General features: G+C 64.2%; 9 protein-coding genes. 3 read left to right on the forward strand and 6 right to left on the reverse strand.

All coding sequences use genetic code 11. From position 1 onward, the window contains the following. The first annotated feature begins 512 nt into the window (after positions 1–512). Positions 513–1,124: a hypothetical protein gene (locus AB4Z38_RS24680; RefSeq protein ID WP_441432163.1), complete on the forward strand. Its 612-nt coding sequence runs from the start codon at positions 513–515 to the stop codon at positions 1,122–1,124. 271 nt (positions 1,125–1,395) lie between these two features. On the opposite strand, the gene AB4Z38_RS24685 is transcribed toward AB4Z38_RS24680, so the two are convergent. Genes AB4Z38_RS24685 through AB4Z38_RS24700 form a run of 4 tightly spaced genes read right to left on the reverse strand, consistent with a single transcriptional unit; the run spans position 1,396 to position 9,477 of the window. Next, complete coding sequence (locus AB4Z38_RS24685; RefSeq protein ID WP_441432164.1) at positions 1,396–2,625, reverse strand: TIGR02679 family protein; 1,230 nt, start codon at positions 2,623–2,625, stop codon at positions 1,396–1,398. Next, positions 2,622–6,698: a TIGR02680 family protein gene (locus AB4Z38_RS24690; RefSeq protein ID WP_441432165.1), complete on the reverse strand. Its 4,077-nt coding sequence runs from the start codon at positions 6,696–6,698 to the stop codon at positions 2,622–2,624. Before AB4Z38_RS24690 ends, AB4Z38_RS24685 begins: the two co-directional genes overlap by 4 nt. Continuing rightward, positions 6,695–7,912: a TIGR02678 family protein gene (locus AB4Z38_RS24695; RefSeq protein ID WP_441432166.1), complete on the reverse strand. Its 1,218-nt coding sequence runs from the start codon at positions 7,910–7,912 to the stop codon at positions 6,695–6,697. Before AB4Z38_RS24695 ends, AB4Z38_RS24690 begins: the two co-directional genes overlap by 4 nt. Further along, positions 7,909–9,477 carry a TIGR02677 family protein gene (locus AB4Z38_RS24700; RefSeq protein WP_441432167.1) on the reverse strand — a complete coding sequence of 523 codons (1,569 nt, stop codon included), beginning with the start codon at positions 9,475–9,477 and terminating at the stop codon, positions 7,909–7,911. The genes AB4Z38_RS24695 and AB4Z38_RS24700 overlap by 4 nt, the downstream gene beginning before the upstream one ends. An 890-nt stretch (positions 9,478–10,367) precedes the next feature. Here AB4Z38_RS24700 and AB4Z38_RS24705 point away from each other — a divergent pair. Next, positions 10,368–10,880 (forward strand): hypothetical protein, encoded by a 513-nt coding sequence (locus AB4Z38_RS24705; protein WP_441432168.1) that lies wholly within the window; start codon positions 10,368–10,370, stop codon positions 10,878–10,880. Between the two features lie 119 nt (positions 10,881–10,999). After that, positions 11,000–14,890 carry a hypothetical protein gene (locus AB4Z38_RS24710; protein ID WP_441432169.1) on the forward strand — a complete coding sequence of 1,297 codons (3,891 nt, stop codon included), beginning with the start codon at positions 11,000–11,002 and terminating at the stop codon, positions 14,888–14,890. Positions 14,891–14,906: 16 nt separating this feature from the next. Here the strand turns inward: AB4Z38_RS24710 and AB4Z38_RS24715 are convergent, their stop codons facing one another. Together AB4Z38_RS24715 and AB4Z38_RS24720 are read right to left on the reverse strand one after the other, a co-directional pair. Next, positions 14,907–15,785 (reverse strand): hypothetical protein, encoded by an 879-nt coding sequence (locus AB4Z38_RS24715; protein WP_441432170.1) that lies wholly within the window; start codon positions 15,783–15,785, stop codon positions 14,907–14,909. A 347-nt stretch (positions 15,786–16,132) separates the two neighbouring features. Then, positions 16,133–16,831, reverse strand: a complete 699-nt coding sequence (locus tag AB4Z38_RS24720; RefSeq protein ID WP_441432171.1) for an SIR2 family protein — start codon at positions 16,829–16,831, stop codon at positions 16,133–16,135. Positions 16,832–16,992 lie beyond the last annotated feature (161 nt).

Below are 16,992 nucleotides of genomic sequence, written 5' to 3' on the forward strand. Positions count from 1 at the left end.
TGGAATACTTGCGGTACTTCCGCACCGCCCGGGCCACGGGCGAAGAACCCGATCTTTCCCTTAAGGAAGAACTCTGAATTGATGGTGGTTCCATGATCGAGGAAACTCCCGAATATCGGGGGTGTTGCAACGATCGCTAGAACTCGCCCCACAAGCCATGTCAACACGTTAAAGCAAAAATCCCCTCTGACGAGGGGAGATGCTGTGCCCGAGGTGGGACTCGAACCGCATTCCAGGCCCCGGAAACACAGGGAAGTCCAGAAAACCTAGCCAGTACGGGCCAGTCCGGTTGATGTACGACCCAGTCCGAAGTCAAAGCTGTTGACATTGTCAACACGCCGATTCCACCCTTCGAGCAGAGCTTTATGTAACCGATGGGGGCCCGATACAGGGTGCCACTCCGGTGATGCAGAACTCCATCGGGATTGGATTTCCGCCATGGAGTTGCCATCATGATTGGACGGATATCCTGCACCGCCACCCATTGGCCTGCCGCAGGTAGGATCAGGCCCATGGCAAGGCTAAAGGGTGAAAAAAAGTTCAGAACCGACATTGAAGTACTCGACGCGTTCCGCTACCTGGCGCGAGACGTTGTCGCACACCCTTTGGTCGTTAGCCCCAAACCCATGGCATTCAATGTCTCGTTCAAGGATCACGGAGTCACGGAGCTCGGTTGGGATAACCCCGAGAGCGCACCTTGGGTGGAGCTAGCAACATACGTGCGAAAACTGGCCATTTTGGAAGACGATTCCACCAATCTGACGAAGGTTTTGATCATCATCGGCAAGAACTACGAGTCGCTGCGCCCCGATGTCAAGGCAATTCAGGATGAGGTGTCTGAGTGGCGGGGATCCAGCAAGACTCAGTTCCTGACGCAGGCCGCAGACGGCTCGCTCAGCGTGCAGTCCAATTCAGAGGCCGCAGAGCTCGTGATCAATGGCAACCTATTCCACGCAAACGCGGACCTCCTGAAGATTTGGCGTGGCATGGACGACTTTGCTCAGAGCTATTGCGTGGCGGCCGCCCAGGACTGGATTACAACTGCGGGATTGTTGGTGGCAAGAACATCTGGGCTAATCGAAAGGGCCGTTCCAGAATCGGCTTTCCCAACTGGCCCAGAATGACAAAGTCTGCGATTCCGCCGACCCTGCAACCATGCTCCGTCCCGCACCTGGCAAAACGACTCGAAAAGAGCAGATAACAGCAAGAAATGTCACAGAAGCGTCACCAGTTCCGATACGCGTTCTGCGAGGCTGAGCGGCGAGGATGTCGATGTCGTCATTATCCTCAGCGACGCGAGGTTGGCGCACGTTCGTCCAGCTGCGGGACAGGTTCGGCGGCTTCAACGCCACGAGTGGCCCGGGGCTGGGCGAGAAGAGTCGCCGACGACCCAAATTATTGACTCCCAGTTAACGCATCAAGAATCAGCGGAAGCACAGATTCCTCGTGTACAGCACTGCCGTGGCTTCGCATGGCCGCCCCCAGCTCTGGATCCCACACGGGCTCGATCTGCTTGCCGACAAATGCCGGCCCATCTGGTCGCACTGCGCGCAGATAGTCGTCGGCTGTCATCTGGCATGGGCGAGCGGCGTACCTCGTAATCACGCGGTTAGCTATGGCAATGCCTGGCCAGTCGAAATCGCCGTGGTAATAAAGGTCGGCGCCAGCCCTGGTGAGGTTCCCAAGCACCTTGTCCACGACCAGGTTCGGCTCGCCTGCAGTGCAGACCGCCGCCCATCCGTCCACCCCGCGCTCGGCCATGCCCTCGATCACCCTTGGGTTCTCACAGACAAGCACGCGCGTTCCGGCGGCCGGCGCGAACGAGCCGATCCTCCGGAGGTCCCACTCCGTCACGTGCACGGGATCACCCGCGTCGGCAGCGTCGCTCAGTCGTCGCCCGGGCGGTTCCACGGTGCCGACGCGAAGCCGCCAGACGAGACAGGTCCGTGAGAGCAGGTCCGGCTCCACGCCGCGGCTCGCCCACAGCTGTTCTCTTTCCCGCGTTCCGTCTGGGACAGGGATGCTCGCGGCGGCTGCCAGTCCGCGCAGGACGACTTGGTGGAGTCGTCGGTCGCGGTCGAGTGCGTGCGCGTCGCCTAGGAGCCTCGCGGCAAGTTCCACCCTCGACTGCGCGATCGGGGCTCCTTCCGTGTCGGTCAGCTCGCGGAGCACCGCCGCCGCGTCCCGGATGATGCGCTCGGAATCCACTCGATCGGTCAGCAGTCCCGTGCGCCGGAGACCGGCAATCCACTCCGATGCCCACGTCGCCGTCACCAGTTCGGCGGCACGTTGCAGCGGACGTTCGCGTGATGCATCTCGTGCCGCGCGGACGGCGGGCCGGTCCTCCGGCCCTGTTCCGTACAGCGCCGCGAGCACCGCCTCCAGACCGCCCACACCGGACCGCTCGTTCAGTCTCGCGTCGAGCGTTGCGAGATCGACTCGAACGGTGTCACTTGTGATCGTCCGACCCAGCAGTGCCCCGATAGCATGGCGCTCGTCTCGGGTCGCCGGTCGCAGGAGGACCTTCCCGTAAGCGTCGAGTCCGGCCTTCTCGAAGCGTGCCCGGACGAGGTCCCACGCTGGCCTCAGTATGGGATCGGCGATCCACTCTGGCAGGACGGTCATCCGAGTGCTTGGAGGGCTCGGCCGTCCCAGCGATACTCATATTGTGCGATCCCGCGCTGGCTCGGGTCACGCAGAGCTTCGTAGATGGCCAGCGACGGCACGGTCTGGTGGTCGCCCCATAACCGCTCGCTAGTGATCACGAAGTCTAGGTCGAGCTGGACCAGCAGCCCGAAAAGCAGCGGGTGGGTGCGCACGTCGATCTTGGGGAAAGCGTCATCGAGCAGCACTAGCCGCGGTGCGTGCGGAGCAGCACCGGCGAGCGAGGTGAAGTGGGCAGCGGCGGCGGCGAAGAGCGGTAGATAGCAGAGCACCTTCTGCTCGCCTTGGGACAGTGCCGACCGCCGGTGCAGCCGTTCCCAGTGGCCGGGCCTTTCTGGGCGGGTGTAGCGGATGGTGAACTCCGACCAGGTGCGGTAGTCCAAGGCGGCGGCGAGGTGCTCGCCGTACGACAGCTCCGGTCGCTCCGCCCGTGACGCCTCAATGAGGCGGTGGAGTACGTCACGGAGCTTGGCCCGCTCCTCCGGGATCAGCGCGCCCACGGGCTGGGCGAGCAACTCGACGGCGGCTCGCGCCTCCGCGGGAACATCGTCGCGCAGCTTCCAGTCCAGCTTAACCCGAATGCCTTGGGACGTGGCGACGTGACCCAGCTGGTCGTTCATGGCTACCACTAGTTCGTCGGCATCACGACGGCATTTTCGGATAGCGTCACCGAGTTCGCCCAGGATGTGCTGTTCGAACTGTTGCTTCTCCCGACCGGTGAGCAGGCCCCGGTCGCGTTCCACCGACGCGCCCACGCGCTGAGCCAGAACCACGACCGCAGCGTCGCCTGCGTCGTCACGACCGGTCACGGCAAGCAGGGGACCGAACTCCGATACGACCGGCTGGTGGTCAGCGGCCGGGCCGCTGGCAGCCTCGTTATAGCTACGCCAAACGCGAGTGAACGCCGTGCTGACGTCCTCCTGACTCAACCCGGCCAGCACTTCGGCAGCTGCAGCGACCTGCCGAGCCACGGGTTCGCCCGGCTGGTGACCTTTGAGCCCGGACACCACCGCCGCGTCCTCCTCCGTCGCCCCGGCGGCCTCGAACAACCCTGGAACCGAACCGATGGCGACCAGGTTTGCGAAGATGGCAGTGCGCCCGTCGAGGTGCTCTGCCAAGCGTGCCCTGGCGTTGCGTGAATCGGCTTCGGCTACGCCGTAGGCCTTGATGAGCGCCTCGACCTGCTTCGTTGAATTCTCCTCAGTCGCCTTATGGGCCTGCTGGGACTTTCGCACCTCGCGGATCTTCCGCTCCAACTCCTGGACTGAGTCGCCGACGGAGGCGCGCAACGCCTCCAGCGCCGCCCGCGACGCGCTTGCATTGCGCCTGGCCTCCGTTTCTGCCGCTTGCTCCTCCGCCAGGGCGGCCGTCGCGATGTCCACCTCGCCAAGTGCCTCTATCCATAGCGCGACGCCGCCGCGGATCGACCTATTCTGGCGCACCGACCCTTGAAGCTGCTCATCAAGACCGCGCAGCTCCTGTTCGACGGCTTCGAGGCCGCCTCGGTCCGCGGGAAGTTCCTGCTCGGCTGCCAGGCGCTCCAGCGCGTCGCGGGCATTGGCGGCGGCCGTGCGCGCCGCGTGTGCGGAAGCCTGGGCGGAGCGGTTCTCACGTTCCTCACGCTCCTCGGCCTCGCGGCGTTCCCCCAGTCGCGTCCACGCACTCAGTAGGGCTTGCCCGGACGGCACGGACTCTACCCAGTGATCAAGCTCAGCGATGGCGGTGGAGAGCCCTGTATGATCCCGTTCTGCGGCATCTCGGGCCGCGAACTGTTCGGCGAGCCCAGCGTCAAGGATCGCAAGGCGCCGCGTCCGCTCTTGAGCCCGAGCGGTTGCTCCAATGAACTGAGCCTGCTGTTTGGCGGCGCGTCCCTGTGTCGGCCCAAGCCGCCAAGAGCCGTCTAGCCTCATCCAGACAAGGGCATCAGGGTCGCTTCCGGTGCCGATTGCGGCCAGCACCCGTCCTACGTCGTCCGCAGTCAGGTCACACACGATCGGGAGGTCCGGGACCAAGATCTCCCCGAGTGTGTCGCCGACGGGGCTATTGGATGCTGTCGCGGAGAGGACCACGTCAAGATGCTCCGGATCGAGCAGTAGTCCGCCGGGACGCACCCAAGCGTCGAGGAGTCCGGAGGCCTGAAGTGCGGCTTCCAGCCCTGCGCGGGCGTCGGCGTCGAGCCCTGATTCGAAGTCGATGACCTGCCACAGCGCGCGGCCGTCGATCCGCTCGGTGCGGGCCAGCACGGGCGCGGGCGGAGCCGGGTCTCGTTCAGCCTTGACCTTGGCCCGTTCTTCGGTCAGCCGCTTGATCTCGGCCTCGGCGTTGTCTCGGCGGGCAGCGGCCTTCCCCTGATCTTCATGCAACGTCGCCAGTCGTGGTGCCGCGCTGGCTTTGGCCAACGGGGCAAGGCCCAGCACGGACTCCTCGGTCAGCTCGTCGGGCTGGACCATCTCAGGCGCGGGCGGCGTAATGATCCAAGCTGCCAGCGCGGTGGTCAGCGCCTCGGCTTCGACTCCCGCACTGAGCTCGGCTTTGACCCGGGCCTCGCGTGCGTCTTCCCAGCGGGCTTCGACGGTCGCGGCCTCGTACTCGGCCTGGCGCTGCGCCGCCAGCGCGATGTCCGCATCGGCGAGGGCACCGCGGACGACTCCTATACCTGCTGTGCGTCGGCTTACGGCGGAGCGTGCCAGCTGCACCGACTCGAGGCACTGGTCCAGGGCAGCTGTGAGCACATCGGACTGCTCGACCCGGTCGAGGATCACGCCGTCGAGTACGGCTGGCACTGGCACGCTGGAACCGGGGACGGTCTCGAATTGGCGCCGATCGAGTTCCCGAAGCCTTGCACCGTGATCCCGCAGGCCCGTCTGCGCATCATGGGCGCGGCTCCGCAGCGTGTCGGAGCGTCGCTTGACCTCCTCGGTCTGGCGGTTGAGGCGGTGCTGGGCCTGCTCGGAGAATTTCGCGTCGCGGGCGGAACCTGACGCCAGTTCTCCCAGCCGGACCTGGTTGCGGAACTCGGGGCCGGCCTCCAGCGTCCGGAGCCGCGCGTCATCGTCCTGGATCCCAGTGCGGGCCGCGTCCCGCTCCCTTTCAGCAGCGGCCTGCTGGACGTCGACCGCTTCCATGCCTTTTTGGGTACGCTGGACCTCGGTGCGCATCCGGCGCTCGACCTGCAGAGCCTCCACGACCTCGCGGGCCCGCTCGGCTACTACGGCCCGGGCATAGTTGGCGTAGGCGCCGGCAAGTTGACCAAGCGCCTCCGCGGCGGCCGCCCGTCGCTCGATTTGATCGCCGAAGGCTGTGAGTTCGTCGAACGTGTCACCGGCCGAGCGGACTGCCTGCTCGTCCAGCTGCGGCAGTGCCTGCGAGAGCTGTTGGGCCAGCTTCGCCGGCTCGATGTCTTCGCCGATCTGAGGCTGGCGCAGCCAGTAGAGCAGCCGCAGCACCTCGTCGTACTGCGCGGCGTCGAGACCGAACAGGGCGCGTCCGACATGCTCCTTGTAGGCGGCCGGTTTCTCAAAGACCTGACCGTGGTTGCCGAGGATCTCCTCGAGCCGAGGCCGGGAGAGAGGACCGCCGTCGTCCTCGAGGACGAGGTCGTGACCGATCCGGCGGCTGGTGGCGAAATGCCAGGCGGTCGCGGTTCGCGCCGTCGCCGACGCGCGTATGCCGATACCGCAGGTGAACGCCTCCTCAGTACCATCGGTAGTGGTCCGCAGGAACTCTACCCACACGTAGCCCACCCGCGTCTGGCCCTCATAGGCGTCGGTCATCAACCACAGCAGGCTTGTGTGATGCTTGGCCGAGGCGGTAATCCGCGCTTTGTCGCCATCGAGGGCGAAGGGCAGCAGCATCTCCAGGGTCTTGGATTTGCCTGGGCCGTTGGCGCCGCGCAGCAGGAGCCGGCCGTCGGCGAAGCTGAACTCCTGCTCGTCGTACTGCCACACGTTGAGGATCCCGGCCCGGTGAAGCCTGAACCGCTGGGAGCCTCCCGACGACGAGGTGTGCGTCGGTTGGGCTAAAGCGATGGTCATGATTCGTCCTCCTGGAAGAGGGAACGTTCCCCGGACGGCCCCGCCGCCCTGAGTAGCTCCGGTCGTGGTGCGTAGCGGGCTGAGGCGGCGTGCACGAACAGCCCTCCCTCGTCGTGGCGGACCAAGCCAGCTGCGGTGAGCACGGCAAGGGCCTCGTCATAGACTGAGTAGGGGTCCTCTCGGTGTGCCTTGCGCAGTCCCCGCTGCCAGGCGGCGAAGACCCGGTCGCCGGCTTGCCGTGCGGTCGAGGCAGCCACGCGCGCCCACGCCGTGCCGTGCAGTTCCGAGCCGTTGTCCCAGCGCAGCACGTCGACTAGCTCGTCGAGCAGAAGGAGAGCGAAATGCTTGGCCGACCCCAATCCTGGAAAGCCGAGATCGGTCAGTTCTCCGCCGGGGTCGATCGCGACTGCTCCCTCGGCTCGCAGCTCCAGGTCCAGGCCGAGATGGCGGCGATACCACTCGCGCTCACGCTCACGGTTGCGCTGCCACCAGCCGAGCTGTTCCTCGGTGAGGTCTTCGGTTGAGAGCACCGGCCGTTCAGTCAGGCGTCGCCGGATTGCGACGCGGGCACCACCGGCGGCCGAGGGCACCGCCGCCACCGTGAGCAATTCCTCAGGGCTTTCGCATCCTCCGAGCGGAGCCGCGACGAGTACGGCGAGGCGGTCGCGGTGGACGTCGAGGAGTGACTCGGTACGACGTTCGGCCCAGTGCTCCAGGTCGCCGTCACGTTCACTTAGCACACCGAGTTCGACGAGCGCGATCAGGGCCGAGTGGAGCGCACGTCGCTGGTGGATGCTGTCGAGATCGACGTCAATGCCGGCGTCGACTGCCGCCGAACGAACAGCGGCAACCAACTCGTCGACCATCATCTGACGGCGAGACTGGGTGAGCGCGGCAAGAGTGAGTGCGAGCACTGCGTAACGGCGCGGCGTGAATAGTACGTCGTTTCGGCGCCGCAGGCCACGATTCGCGTCAGGTCCCAGTCCGGTCTTGTAGAGCCGGGCGAGTCCTGGCTCCACGACCAGCCGGTAGCCCAGGCTGTCGGCGAAGAGACGAATCAGCTCGTCCTGGTGACGACGAACCAGGGCCAGTTCGTCGGGGTGGCCGTCGGCATGGAGCAACGGTGTGCGCAGCATCGACCGTGCAGCGTTGCGGACGTCGGCCTCGGCTAACAGGTCCGGAGCTGCCGCGGGTCGCTCGAAAGTATGGCTCATGCTTCGGCCCGCCGCTCGGCCATTGCGGCGCTCTGCTGCTCTGCGCTGGTCGTGGTGAGGTCGACAGCCAGGTCGCGGAGGGTCAGGATGCCCGATGGACTCTTGATGCTTACCGAAGCCCCGGGCGCCGCGCGCAGCTCAAGGCGAAGTACGGCGTCATCGACGCGTGCCTCGCACCAGGTCGGGGTCTCGGTCGACAGCGGGCGGCTGTGACGACTGAGCGCCTGGGCATAGAGATCTAGGAGGGCGGCACGTGCGTCGTCGCTGAGCCGGACCTCTATCAGCGGCCCGGCATGGGATGCAAGCTCGCGCACGGCCTCGGTACGTCGGCGCTGCTCCTGCTCACGCTCAGCGAGTCGTGCCTGCTTGGCGGCGGAGTAGTCCACCCGGGCGCCGGCCCTGCCACCTGTCTTGCGTTCACCATGGGTCCGAAGGCCGACCGGAACTTCGGCGACCGGCGCCATCCACCAACTCTGCGTCGCCGGTACCGGGTCACCTTCGGGGTCTGCCGCGAACGAGAGGTGCCTGGCCGAATATAGACCGAAGGCCGCTGCCCAGATTTCATGGGCCCGGTCGTCGTCGGCAGAGTCAAACCATCGAGCAAGGCGAATGAGATCGGCGTACCGGCTCTGCTGACGGTCGGCCCCGGCTGCGATCCGCCGCAGGTTGGTAAGCAGCGATCGCATCGCGTCGGTGGCAAGCCGTCTGACATTCTCGGCGTCGGATCGGCGGCCGTGGGATCCGACGAACCAGGTGTGCAGGCTCTCCCAGTCACCTGCCTCGAGTCCGGTGGCGCGTCGGGCCTGAACGCCATCGAGTCCCACCAGCCGCTCATCGGCGTTGGCCCGCGCACAGAGAGCCGGGACTAATGTCTCAAGGTGGCCCAGCCGGTCGCCAATCTGGGGCATGTGTCGCGAAATCTCGTCGACGAAGCGTTGGAGGTAGTCGATCAGTGCACCCTTGAACATCACGAACTCATCGCGGCCGAGGTCGAAGCGAGTCAGCACCTGGGTCAGGTAGGAGTAAAACTGGCGGGTGGATGAGACCAGCACCTCAAACTGGGCGAACAGCGTGGTGATGCGCCCGGCCACGTCGCGGGGATCGGCGGCCTCGAGCCCCTGGGACGCAAGCCGCGCGAGCTCCTCGATACCAGCGAGGATTCCGGGAAGCATCTCGCTGGAGACCTCCCGAACCCTATCGGTGTGGGCGAGAAGCTCCTCCACTTGCCGATGAACCAGCTCCCCACGCGGGGTCAACTGGTAGCGTGCGCGGTTGGAGAGGTAGTCCCGAACGCTGCGCGCTTCGGTCTCGCGCGGGCTCCGGGCAAGGTTGCCGTGTTCCACCAAGTACGAGAGCCGCAGGTCGACCGTGTCGCGGTCGAGGACGAGTCCCAGTTCAGCGAGGCGCTCGGTCACGTCGTCCGCGGACTGGTCGGACAAGAAGCCACTCATTCCACTCGTGAAGAGGCGCATGATCGCCAGGTAAGTCGTCGCATCCTCGTTGACGGCGTAGCGCAACGCGCCCAGTGTCTGGCGCTGTCGTGGATCTATTGATTCACCGGTCATGCGAGCACCGTACCAACGAGGTCCGACATTTTCTGGCGCGCATTGCAGCGGCGTCGGCCGCCCGCCGCAAGTCCAGCGTCGGTTCGTATTGGCTTAATCGCCTCGGGATACTGGGGTAGTTGGAAGCCACTTGCGCGACTGATGGTCGAAAAAGCCCCGGATCCAGCTCGTTTGATTGGTAGTCGCACTCGGCCAGCAAGTCTGGCCGAACCGCCGCCAGCGAAGTCGTCAGCGGGTTTCCTTCCATCTTGCCCATCGGTTACCACCTCTCTGTGGTGGGGGGTCAGTGGAGAGAGCTAATCACAGATCCGAAGAAAATCCAAGCAGCAATCTTGACTATTGTCCAAACTTAGGTTATAAGATACAACCTTCGGCACCCCTAAACCAATACACGTACTGTGGCATGCGGTTCGCCCCGGCGGGTCACCGCCCCCAAGGCAGCGGCCTTCATTGACGAGTACGCCGTGTTGGAACACCGCCCTCCCGACATGAACAGCCGGACGAACCTTCAACCCAAGACAACGGAGCGACGAGAGATCAACTTTGAGCAACCGTTGTCATCACCCCGACACGGGACCGCGAACGGGCTCGCCTGTTGGCGCACTCGAGGTCGCTTGTCTCACCGTTCGGCGCGTTCGCACAGACTCGGTCCGCGATCTTCTGCGTCCAGGCTCGGTTAGCTCTCGAGTCGTGTGGCGGGCCTATGGCCCGTCCGTGATCCCGCCCCCGGGCTGCCCGGTAGTGTCGCCACCGCAGGCGGAAGGGCTGTCTGGGTCGCTCAAGGCGCGAAACCGACGTCTGGCACCGGCCAGGAGTGTGAACTGCCCCATTGTGTCCGTTGGCAAGCCGGTCGACTTCCTCAAGCACGCCTGACTTGGCAAACTTGGGGCATGGCGGACGATGGAACCACGCGCGAACAGGTTGCGCCCAAAGATGTCGACGAGGTGGCGGTGGTTAGCCCCTACGCCGGTGGTGGTGGGGGCAGCACGCTCGGTCATCGGGTCGCAACCACCTACCTCGCGGACATGCTACTCGGCGCAGGCCGCCAGGAAACCGACGAACTGCCGGTGGTCAGGCTTGCTTTCCAGACCAACCCGACGGAGCCTGTTGATGATCTGCGGATAGAGGCTGAAAGCGGCGAGGCCCGGGTTGTTGTTCACGTCGCCGCTCGGCGTGCCCCGCAGTTCATCAAGAGCCATGCGAAGACCGCGGAGCTCGTCGGGGCGCTGCTGGATCAGGTCGACACCTTCAGCGAGGACGAGCGCGCATACGTCGCGGTAGCCGTTGCGGGGATGACACCTGCGCAGAAGGAGGTCCAGCTCCTCGCCTACCGCGCACGAAGATGCGGGAAGCTGTCCAGACTGAGCTCGCCGTCGCCGGGATGGCCCGAAAGGCCGTCCTGATTACGGGCGAGTCAGGAACCGGTAAAAGTGCTTTAACACTGGCGACGGCCTCGGCGCTCGCCGCAGCCGGCAGCGACTTTCAGTATGTAGTCCTAAACTTGCGAAGGACGCGCGACAGCGTGGCCGCATTGTCATCGGACCTCGGTATGCCGCTCGCCGACGTACTCAGCGAGATGTCGGCACCATCACGCGTCCTCATTGTCGATGCAGCGGACGCAACAATCGAAGGGCGGGCTCCGCTCCTCCGAGAACTCGCGGCCGCCGCACATGCCGCCGAAGTCGGGCTGGCCCTCGTCGCCGCAGACACCGCGGTCGAGGACGCCGCCAGCACCCTAATCGGCATCTACCCGAACCCACGGAAGTTCGAGGTTCCCGGGCTCGACGACGCCGAGCTGCGCGTCGTGCAAGATGAGGTGCCGGCAATCGCCGGCGCGCTCCGCAACCTGCCGACCAAATCGCTTTATCGAAGGTTGGCGGTCGTTGACCTTCTAGCTCGGACCGGCACCACGGTAACTGCGCCGTTGGATGACTGGGGTTGTCTTGAGCTGATCTGGAAGAACCTCATCGGCCGCGCCGCGGGCGGGACTTCAGCGGCAGCGCGAACCGAAGCCCTCCTGGCCATGAGCGAGGCAGAGCTCGAACTGCCAGAGGAAGAGTGGTCACACCGTCGCCCCGACCATGCCGCGCTCGACGCTCTCCGGGCCGACCTCTTGGTGGCGCCCGAGAACCTGCGCAAAGCCGAGCCCGAGTTCGCGCACGAAGAAGTCCGTCGCTTCGCGACAGCCGTGCGCCTAGTACGGGCCCCTTCCATCACAGAAACCTTGAAAGCATCGGGGCCCATGCGGTGGTCGATGTCCGCCGCCAAGCTCGCCTGCGAAGGCAAGCTCACGGGCGCGGATGATCCCAACGTTGAACTTGCGGCACTGGTGGCCAAGTTCGACGCTCTCGGCGACGATTCCACGGCCCGTTGGAAGGACGTGCCGCTTGAAGCTGTGCTCGAGATGCCGAACTCGTACGACCTTCTCCGGCACATCCTCGATGCAGGTGCCGCCAATTCCGACGGCGTTCTTGCGACGTTCGTCAGAGTCGTCTCGCTCCACCAGCGGCACGAAAACATGGTCGACGTGCCACGCGGTGAGCCGGTCGTGCGCCTCCTGATCGAGGAGGTCGACGAGCTGTGGCGCCAGGACGACGACGTGTTCCGTTTGGTGTGCGAATGGCTCAACTCCGCCCTGCTGGCCGGGTTGCCCGGGGGCAACCCGACTCGGACGGCTCTGAGGGAGCTCCTCCTTGACCACTGGCGGACCCACCACCCGCCGACCGCTCCCACCGACAGCTCTATGGAGCCGGAGGAAGAGCCCGTGTTCAATGTCTTTGACGGCTATACGAAGAAGAGGCGACGCCAAAGGACCCTGAACTGGCAGATTACCCAGGAGCGGTACATCCAGTTGTTCGCGCTCCTCGGCCCCGATATCAACGATGATGTACGCGCCTGCCTGTCCGAGGTGGCTGCAGACTCGCCATCGAGCCTCCAGCCGGCAGTCGACCTCGACTGGAGCGCATGGGGTCTCGGCTCGTACGACCCCGGGTTCCTTCTCCAGCTCACCGAGGCCTACTACGTCGACAACCAAGGCGGTGGCGGCTGGAGCTACTGGAACGGCATTCGCGACCACCAGCGACGCGGCTTCGGAAGCCTGAGCAACTACAGGTATGGGTCGTTCTGGGTTCTGATTCGAATGTGTCCGCACAAAGACTGGGTCCCGGTCGTGAACCGGATGCTGAACCACGCAGCAAACATCCGTTGCCTCGCTGACGATGGCTCAGGATCTGTCGCCCCCAGCTCGAAGTTCACGCTCGCGATCGACGGCGCCGAGCGAACCTACGTCGGAGACAGCAACGTGTGGGGCTGGTACCGTGGCAACACCGATGGGCCGTACCCATGCATGAGCGCACTCCAGGCCGTCGAACGGTGGATCGACAACGTGGTCGCCGGCGGGACTGCGATCGGCGATGTGGCGACAGCGCTGTTGAACGGATGCGAGAACCTGGCCATGCCTGCGCTGATTGCCGGCGCCACCATCCGTCACCTAGGTGAAGACCCGAAGGCGCTCGATCGGTACCTCGTCGAGCCACTCGTCTGGCAATTCGACTCCACCCGCGCCACCCATGAGGCCGTTGGATTCATGCGCGCGCCCGATGACGGCATCACAAATCCCGAACGACGTATGTGGTACCTGCGCGACATCGTCGGGCTCCTCGTGCTAAGCGCCGCCCCAGAGCGCCGGGCAGAGCTCAGGGACCTGGGCACGAAACTGATCGCTAACGCCGCCCGGTTCGACGCTGGCGAGTCCACCGTCCACCGCTGGGCAGCCGCGCTCAACGCGGACAACATGACAACCGAACCAACAGAAGGCGGAATGCTCATCTCGATCAACGAGCCCAAGGCCATCGAAGAAGAGCTCGCTCCACTGCGAGCCGACATTGCCCGCGGCAACCTCCTCATCGGGATCCAGAACAAGTACTGGATTCCGGCACGACAGCAGAAAGAAGGTTGGACGCCGCCAACTCCAATCGAGATTGCGGAAGACCTCGCACTGGTCAAGGACCTGTACGACAACCCACCAGAATTCGCAGCATCCGACCCAGACCTCGCACTCGCCTACGTTGCAGCAGCCGCAGTCCGCAGCACGGCAACAGGACATCCCGAAGCGTTCGGCGAAAACGCCTCCTTCGCGATCACTTCCATCCTGGGCATCCTCGAAAGGGCTGCGGACGAGGCCGCACACGACACCGACGCACTCAGGTTTGAGAACGACATTGGAATGAGGGGAGCCGCCGCCGCAGCCATCCCGCACCTGATTCTTCCTGAACTTGCCGAACAACTCGCGACGGCCGGGGCGACCCCGGACGATGTCGCCGCGACAGCCGCGGCCCTCGGTCCGCTCGCAGCAACCGACACCTGCATGAAGTTCGCTCGCGGGTGTGACACCATCTGGGGGCATCCGTGCTCAGGCGACCCATGTCTGCACCTGACCGCCTACCAGTGGGCTCTCGATCTCACCCGGCTCTGCGAAATCGGCGAGTTGGACGAAGTGCTTCAGCAATTCCCCCCGGTCCTCGTAACCGGCGACTTGATGGCTCGGATTCCGGAGATTCGGCCGGACCGGCTCGACACTTCTCGCCTCAGCGCGACCATCCGGGCGCTCGGGCGCGCCGCCTCATCCAGCGCGTGCGTCGCGGAGATTGCCCAACAGGACCTCGAAACGCTCCTTCAGGCGCAGGCACACGCCATGGTCACTCAGGAGCTTTCCGAACGCGTCCACCTCATCGACGACCGCGGCGCCCAGACCACATCCGCCGCACGGGCGCTGCTGCACATCCGGTCGCGTGTTGACGCAGTCGACGACCCGCTGCTTGATTACGCCACGGCCCTCGCCCCGGCTAGTCACGTTTTCAGCGCGTTCCTGCGGGACTTGGCAGCAGTCGGAGCGGAGACCCAAGAGCTAGCTGACGCGGCGGGAGAAGTGTGGCCGACCCTGTTCGCACACGTCCTGGACCAGGTGGACTCGAACAGTGCCATCTACGACCGAGCAGATAGCTTCAATGACTACGCGCTGAGCCACCTTCTTCCGAACCACCCTGTGACTACCCAGTCACTGCACAACGAGCTCGGTCGCCACGCCTTCAAGTGGGTGAAATCCGACAAGCTCGTGGAGTTTATTCCTCAATGGCTCCCATACGCAGCCGGCAGGTCCTCATGCCTACTCGAGCTCATCCGGCTCCTGCGCCAGCTCCCCATCGAGACGCAGCTGAGCAAAGGTCTGAGCTGGGTTGGCGCGCTGTGCCTTTCGCAAACGGACCGCCAACTCGCCTCCTATGCGCCGATGGACGAGTGGCTGATGGAGATCAAGCCAGAGGTCGACGCAAGAGGAACCGTAAGCACCTGGCTCAACCTCGTCGACCGTCTGGTCTACGCAGGCAACAAGACTCTCGCAGAATACTCCCGCTGAACGGACGAAAACGTGACTAACGCAGCTCAGGCAAGCCAGGCGAGCGAGCTTGCGCTTCCCCGAGTTGCAATAGCCGTGTACCGCAGCAGACTTCACCTTGGCTGGATCCAACTGCTACAAACCGCAAAGGCGACGCTGTCGGCGGCCTTGAGATCGTCCAATGGCGCCGGTCTTGGAGGTCCCCGATTCGGAAGTGATCCGGAACCGCGCCGCCTCCGCGCGGAAGGCTGGCCATGGCAGCCTCGTGCCCCACTCGACCGATTGCCAAATCGACCGCCTGGCACGTGGCAATTAGCAGCTCAAGATCACCCCCGCCAAATCCCGCGATCAGAATTGGCGATGATTGGCCCTCATTTTCCAACTGTCCAAGAATTCTTCCCCCCACGACCGAACGATGTCCTATGCCCCGAGGAGCGTGCTGGACCCGCAGGTAGGGGCGGAAAACTGGAATCATGTCGGCGTACTGTCCAAGCGCCCGGTCGGCTGCTTGAATCGCCAATCGGAGCGCCGACGATGCCTCGTCGTGTTCGTCGGCATCGTTAGAAGCATTGGCCGCGGCCATTCGCTCCTTGGCGGCCGCAAGGGCGACGTTGGACGTTCGGAGCCTGTCCGCGGCCTCCTGAGAACCGGCGCGTTGCAGTGTCATTTCTAAGATTCTCAGAAAATCAAATGTCTCCCACGAATCGTCGAACTGCTGCTTGCCGGTAGCCAGATGTTCAACGAAAATTGGCTCAATGCGCTGAAACAGCTGCTTGGCCGGCGACCCCGAACTCGAAACTATGGTTTCAGGTGTCAGCGCGTCTCCAGCCAGACTGACCCCTTCGTACGGGGCTGGAACCGGCATGCGAATGAGAGATCGCGCGAGTTCGTATCGTCCGGCGGCAATTGCGGCCACGCCTGCGGAGTATAGAAACGCCGTCGGGCGATTCTTCACCCGTATGACTTTGGAGGAGATCGTTCTGGTTTCTTAGCCGATCAAGCTCCTGCTTGAGGAGATCGTGAAGCCCGATTGCGGTGGCTCTGCCGGAAAGAAAGCGTTTGGCAGTGCCTACCGCGGCAGCTACGGCGAGGGGGTGCCGCGCCGCCCGCTCCTTTAAGGAGTCAACGGCGTCAGCCAAATTCCCAAGAGCAGCGTCCGCCGTCGAGGAAACCTTGACAGCGCCGAGTGCCGATCGCAGGCCCTGAGCCAATTCACTGAGGTCTCTTGGCTCAATCCAATACGGGGTGTAAATGCGACGAGGGCTACGACTCAGGGCACGAACGAGTGCCGGATCGTACGTCGCCGACCAGCACCAGCCCGTAGTCGAAAGTGATCCGATCCAGAAACTGATCGACGTGCGATTCGTAACCGGCCAGTTCCTGATGCGTGTTTCGCATCGCGGTCGGATTCATGTAGTCACCATGCAGGTGGACGACCAGAGCGCCGAGGGTGTGGAGCGGCGGCAACCCGTAAATGTCGGAGGCGTGGCTAACGACGACAGGTTCGATGCCTCCGTCGCGGAGAGCTGCCTCCATCAACCTGTCGAAATTGAGGGTCAGGACAATTCGGATCTCCCCGGACCGCACAAGCCTGGCTATCGCGCGATGGCCCTGGGTAGGCCGCTTCAGAGCTTGTTCACGCTCTTCCTCGTCCGGCTCGAAGAAACTACGGAGAAGCCTCTGGCGTTCAACTTGCGTCGGCCCCAGCTTCTCCAACAATGACTGGCACGACGGTTCAACGCCAAACCGCTGCGAGTACCATTCGAACGGATCCGTCGGCGATTCATTCTCTACCGCCGCAACCTTTTGGATCAGCTGTTCTTGGACACCCCACGCAGAGGGAACTCCACTGGGTACTGAGATCCCAGCTCCAAGCACAAACGCGTAGGAACCGGGTGATGTGTGCAACGAGAAGGCCAGGCTGAGCAGCTGCCGGAATACCCCCACTTTAGCCATTGGCATCGACAGCGAAACCTAAGCCTCGATCCACCGGTCGGGTTGAGGTCGTAGCGGCGGGTTAAACGGAGAATGCCTGTCGGATCGGGAAAAATGGGGTTTGTCTAGAACTCCGTTTAACCAATCCGAGAGGCATCTCGTAGGTGCAACTTTTCCATAGATCCACG

Origin of the sequence: Arthrobacter sp. 2RAF6 (assembly GCF_052115205.1) — a bacterium.
Lineage (GTDB): Bacteria > Actinomycetota > Actinomycetes > Actinomycetales > Micrococcaceae > Arthrobacter.

Coding starts and splice junctions, on each gene's coding strand:
- AB4Z38_RS24680 (WP_441432163.1), top strand. CDS start 513: ATGGCAAGGCTAAAGGGTGAAAAAAAGTTCAGAACCGACATTGAAGTA.
- AB4Z38_RS24685 (WP_441432164.1), bottom strand. CDS start 2,625: ATGACCGTCCTGCCAGAGTGGATCGCCGATCCCATACTGAGGCCAGCG.
- AB4Z38_RS24690 (WP_441432165.1), bottom strand. CDS start 6,698: ATGACCATCGCTTTAGCCCAACCGACGCACACCTCGTCGTCGGGAGGC.
- AB4Z38_RS24695 (WP_441432166.1), bottom strand. CDS start 7,912: ATGAGCCATACTTTCGAGCGACCCGCGGCAGCTCCGGACCTGTTAGCC.
- AB4Z38_RS24700 (WP_441432167.1), bottom strand. CDS start 9,477: ATGACCGGTGAATCAATAGATCCACGACAGCGCCAGACACTGGGCGCG.
- AB4Z38_RS24705 (WP_441432168.1), top strand. CDS start 10,368: ATGGCGGACGATGGAACCACGCGCGAACAGGTTGCGCCCAAAGATGTC.
- AB4Z38_RS24720 (WP_441432171.1), bottom strand. CDS start 16,831: ATGCCAATGGCTAAAGTGGGGGTATTCCGGCAGCTGCTCAGCCTGGCC.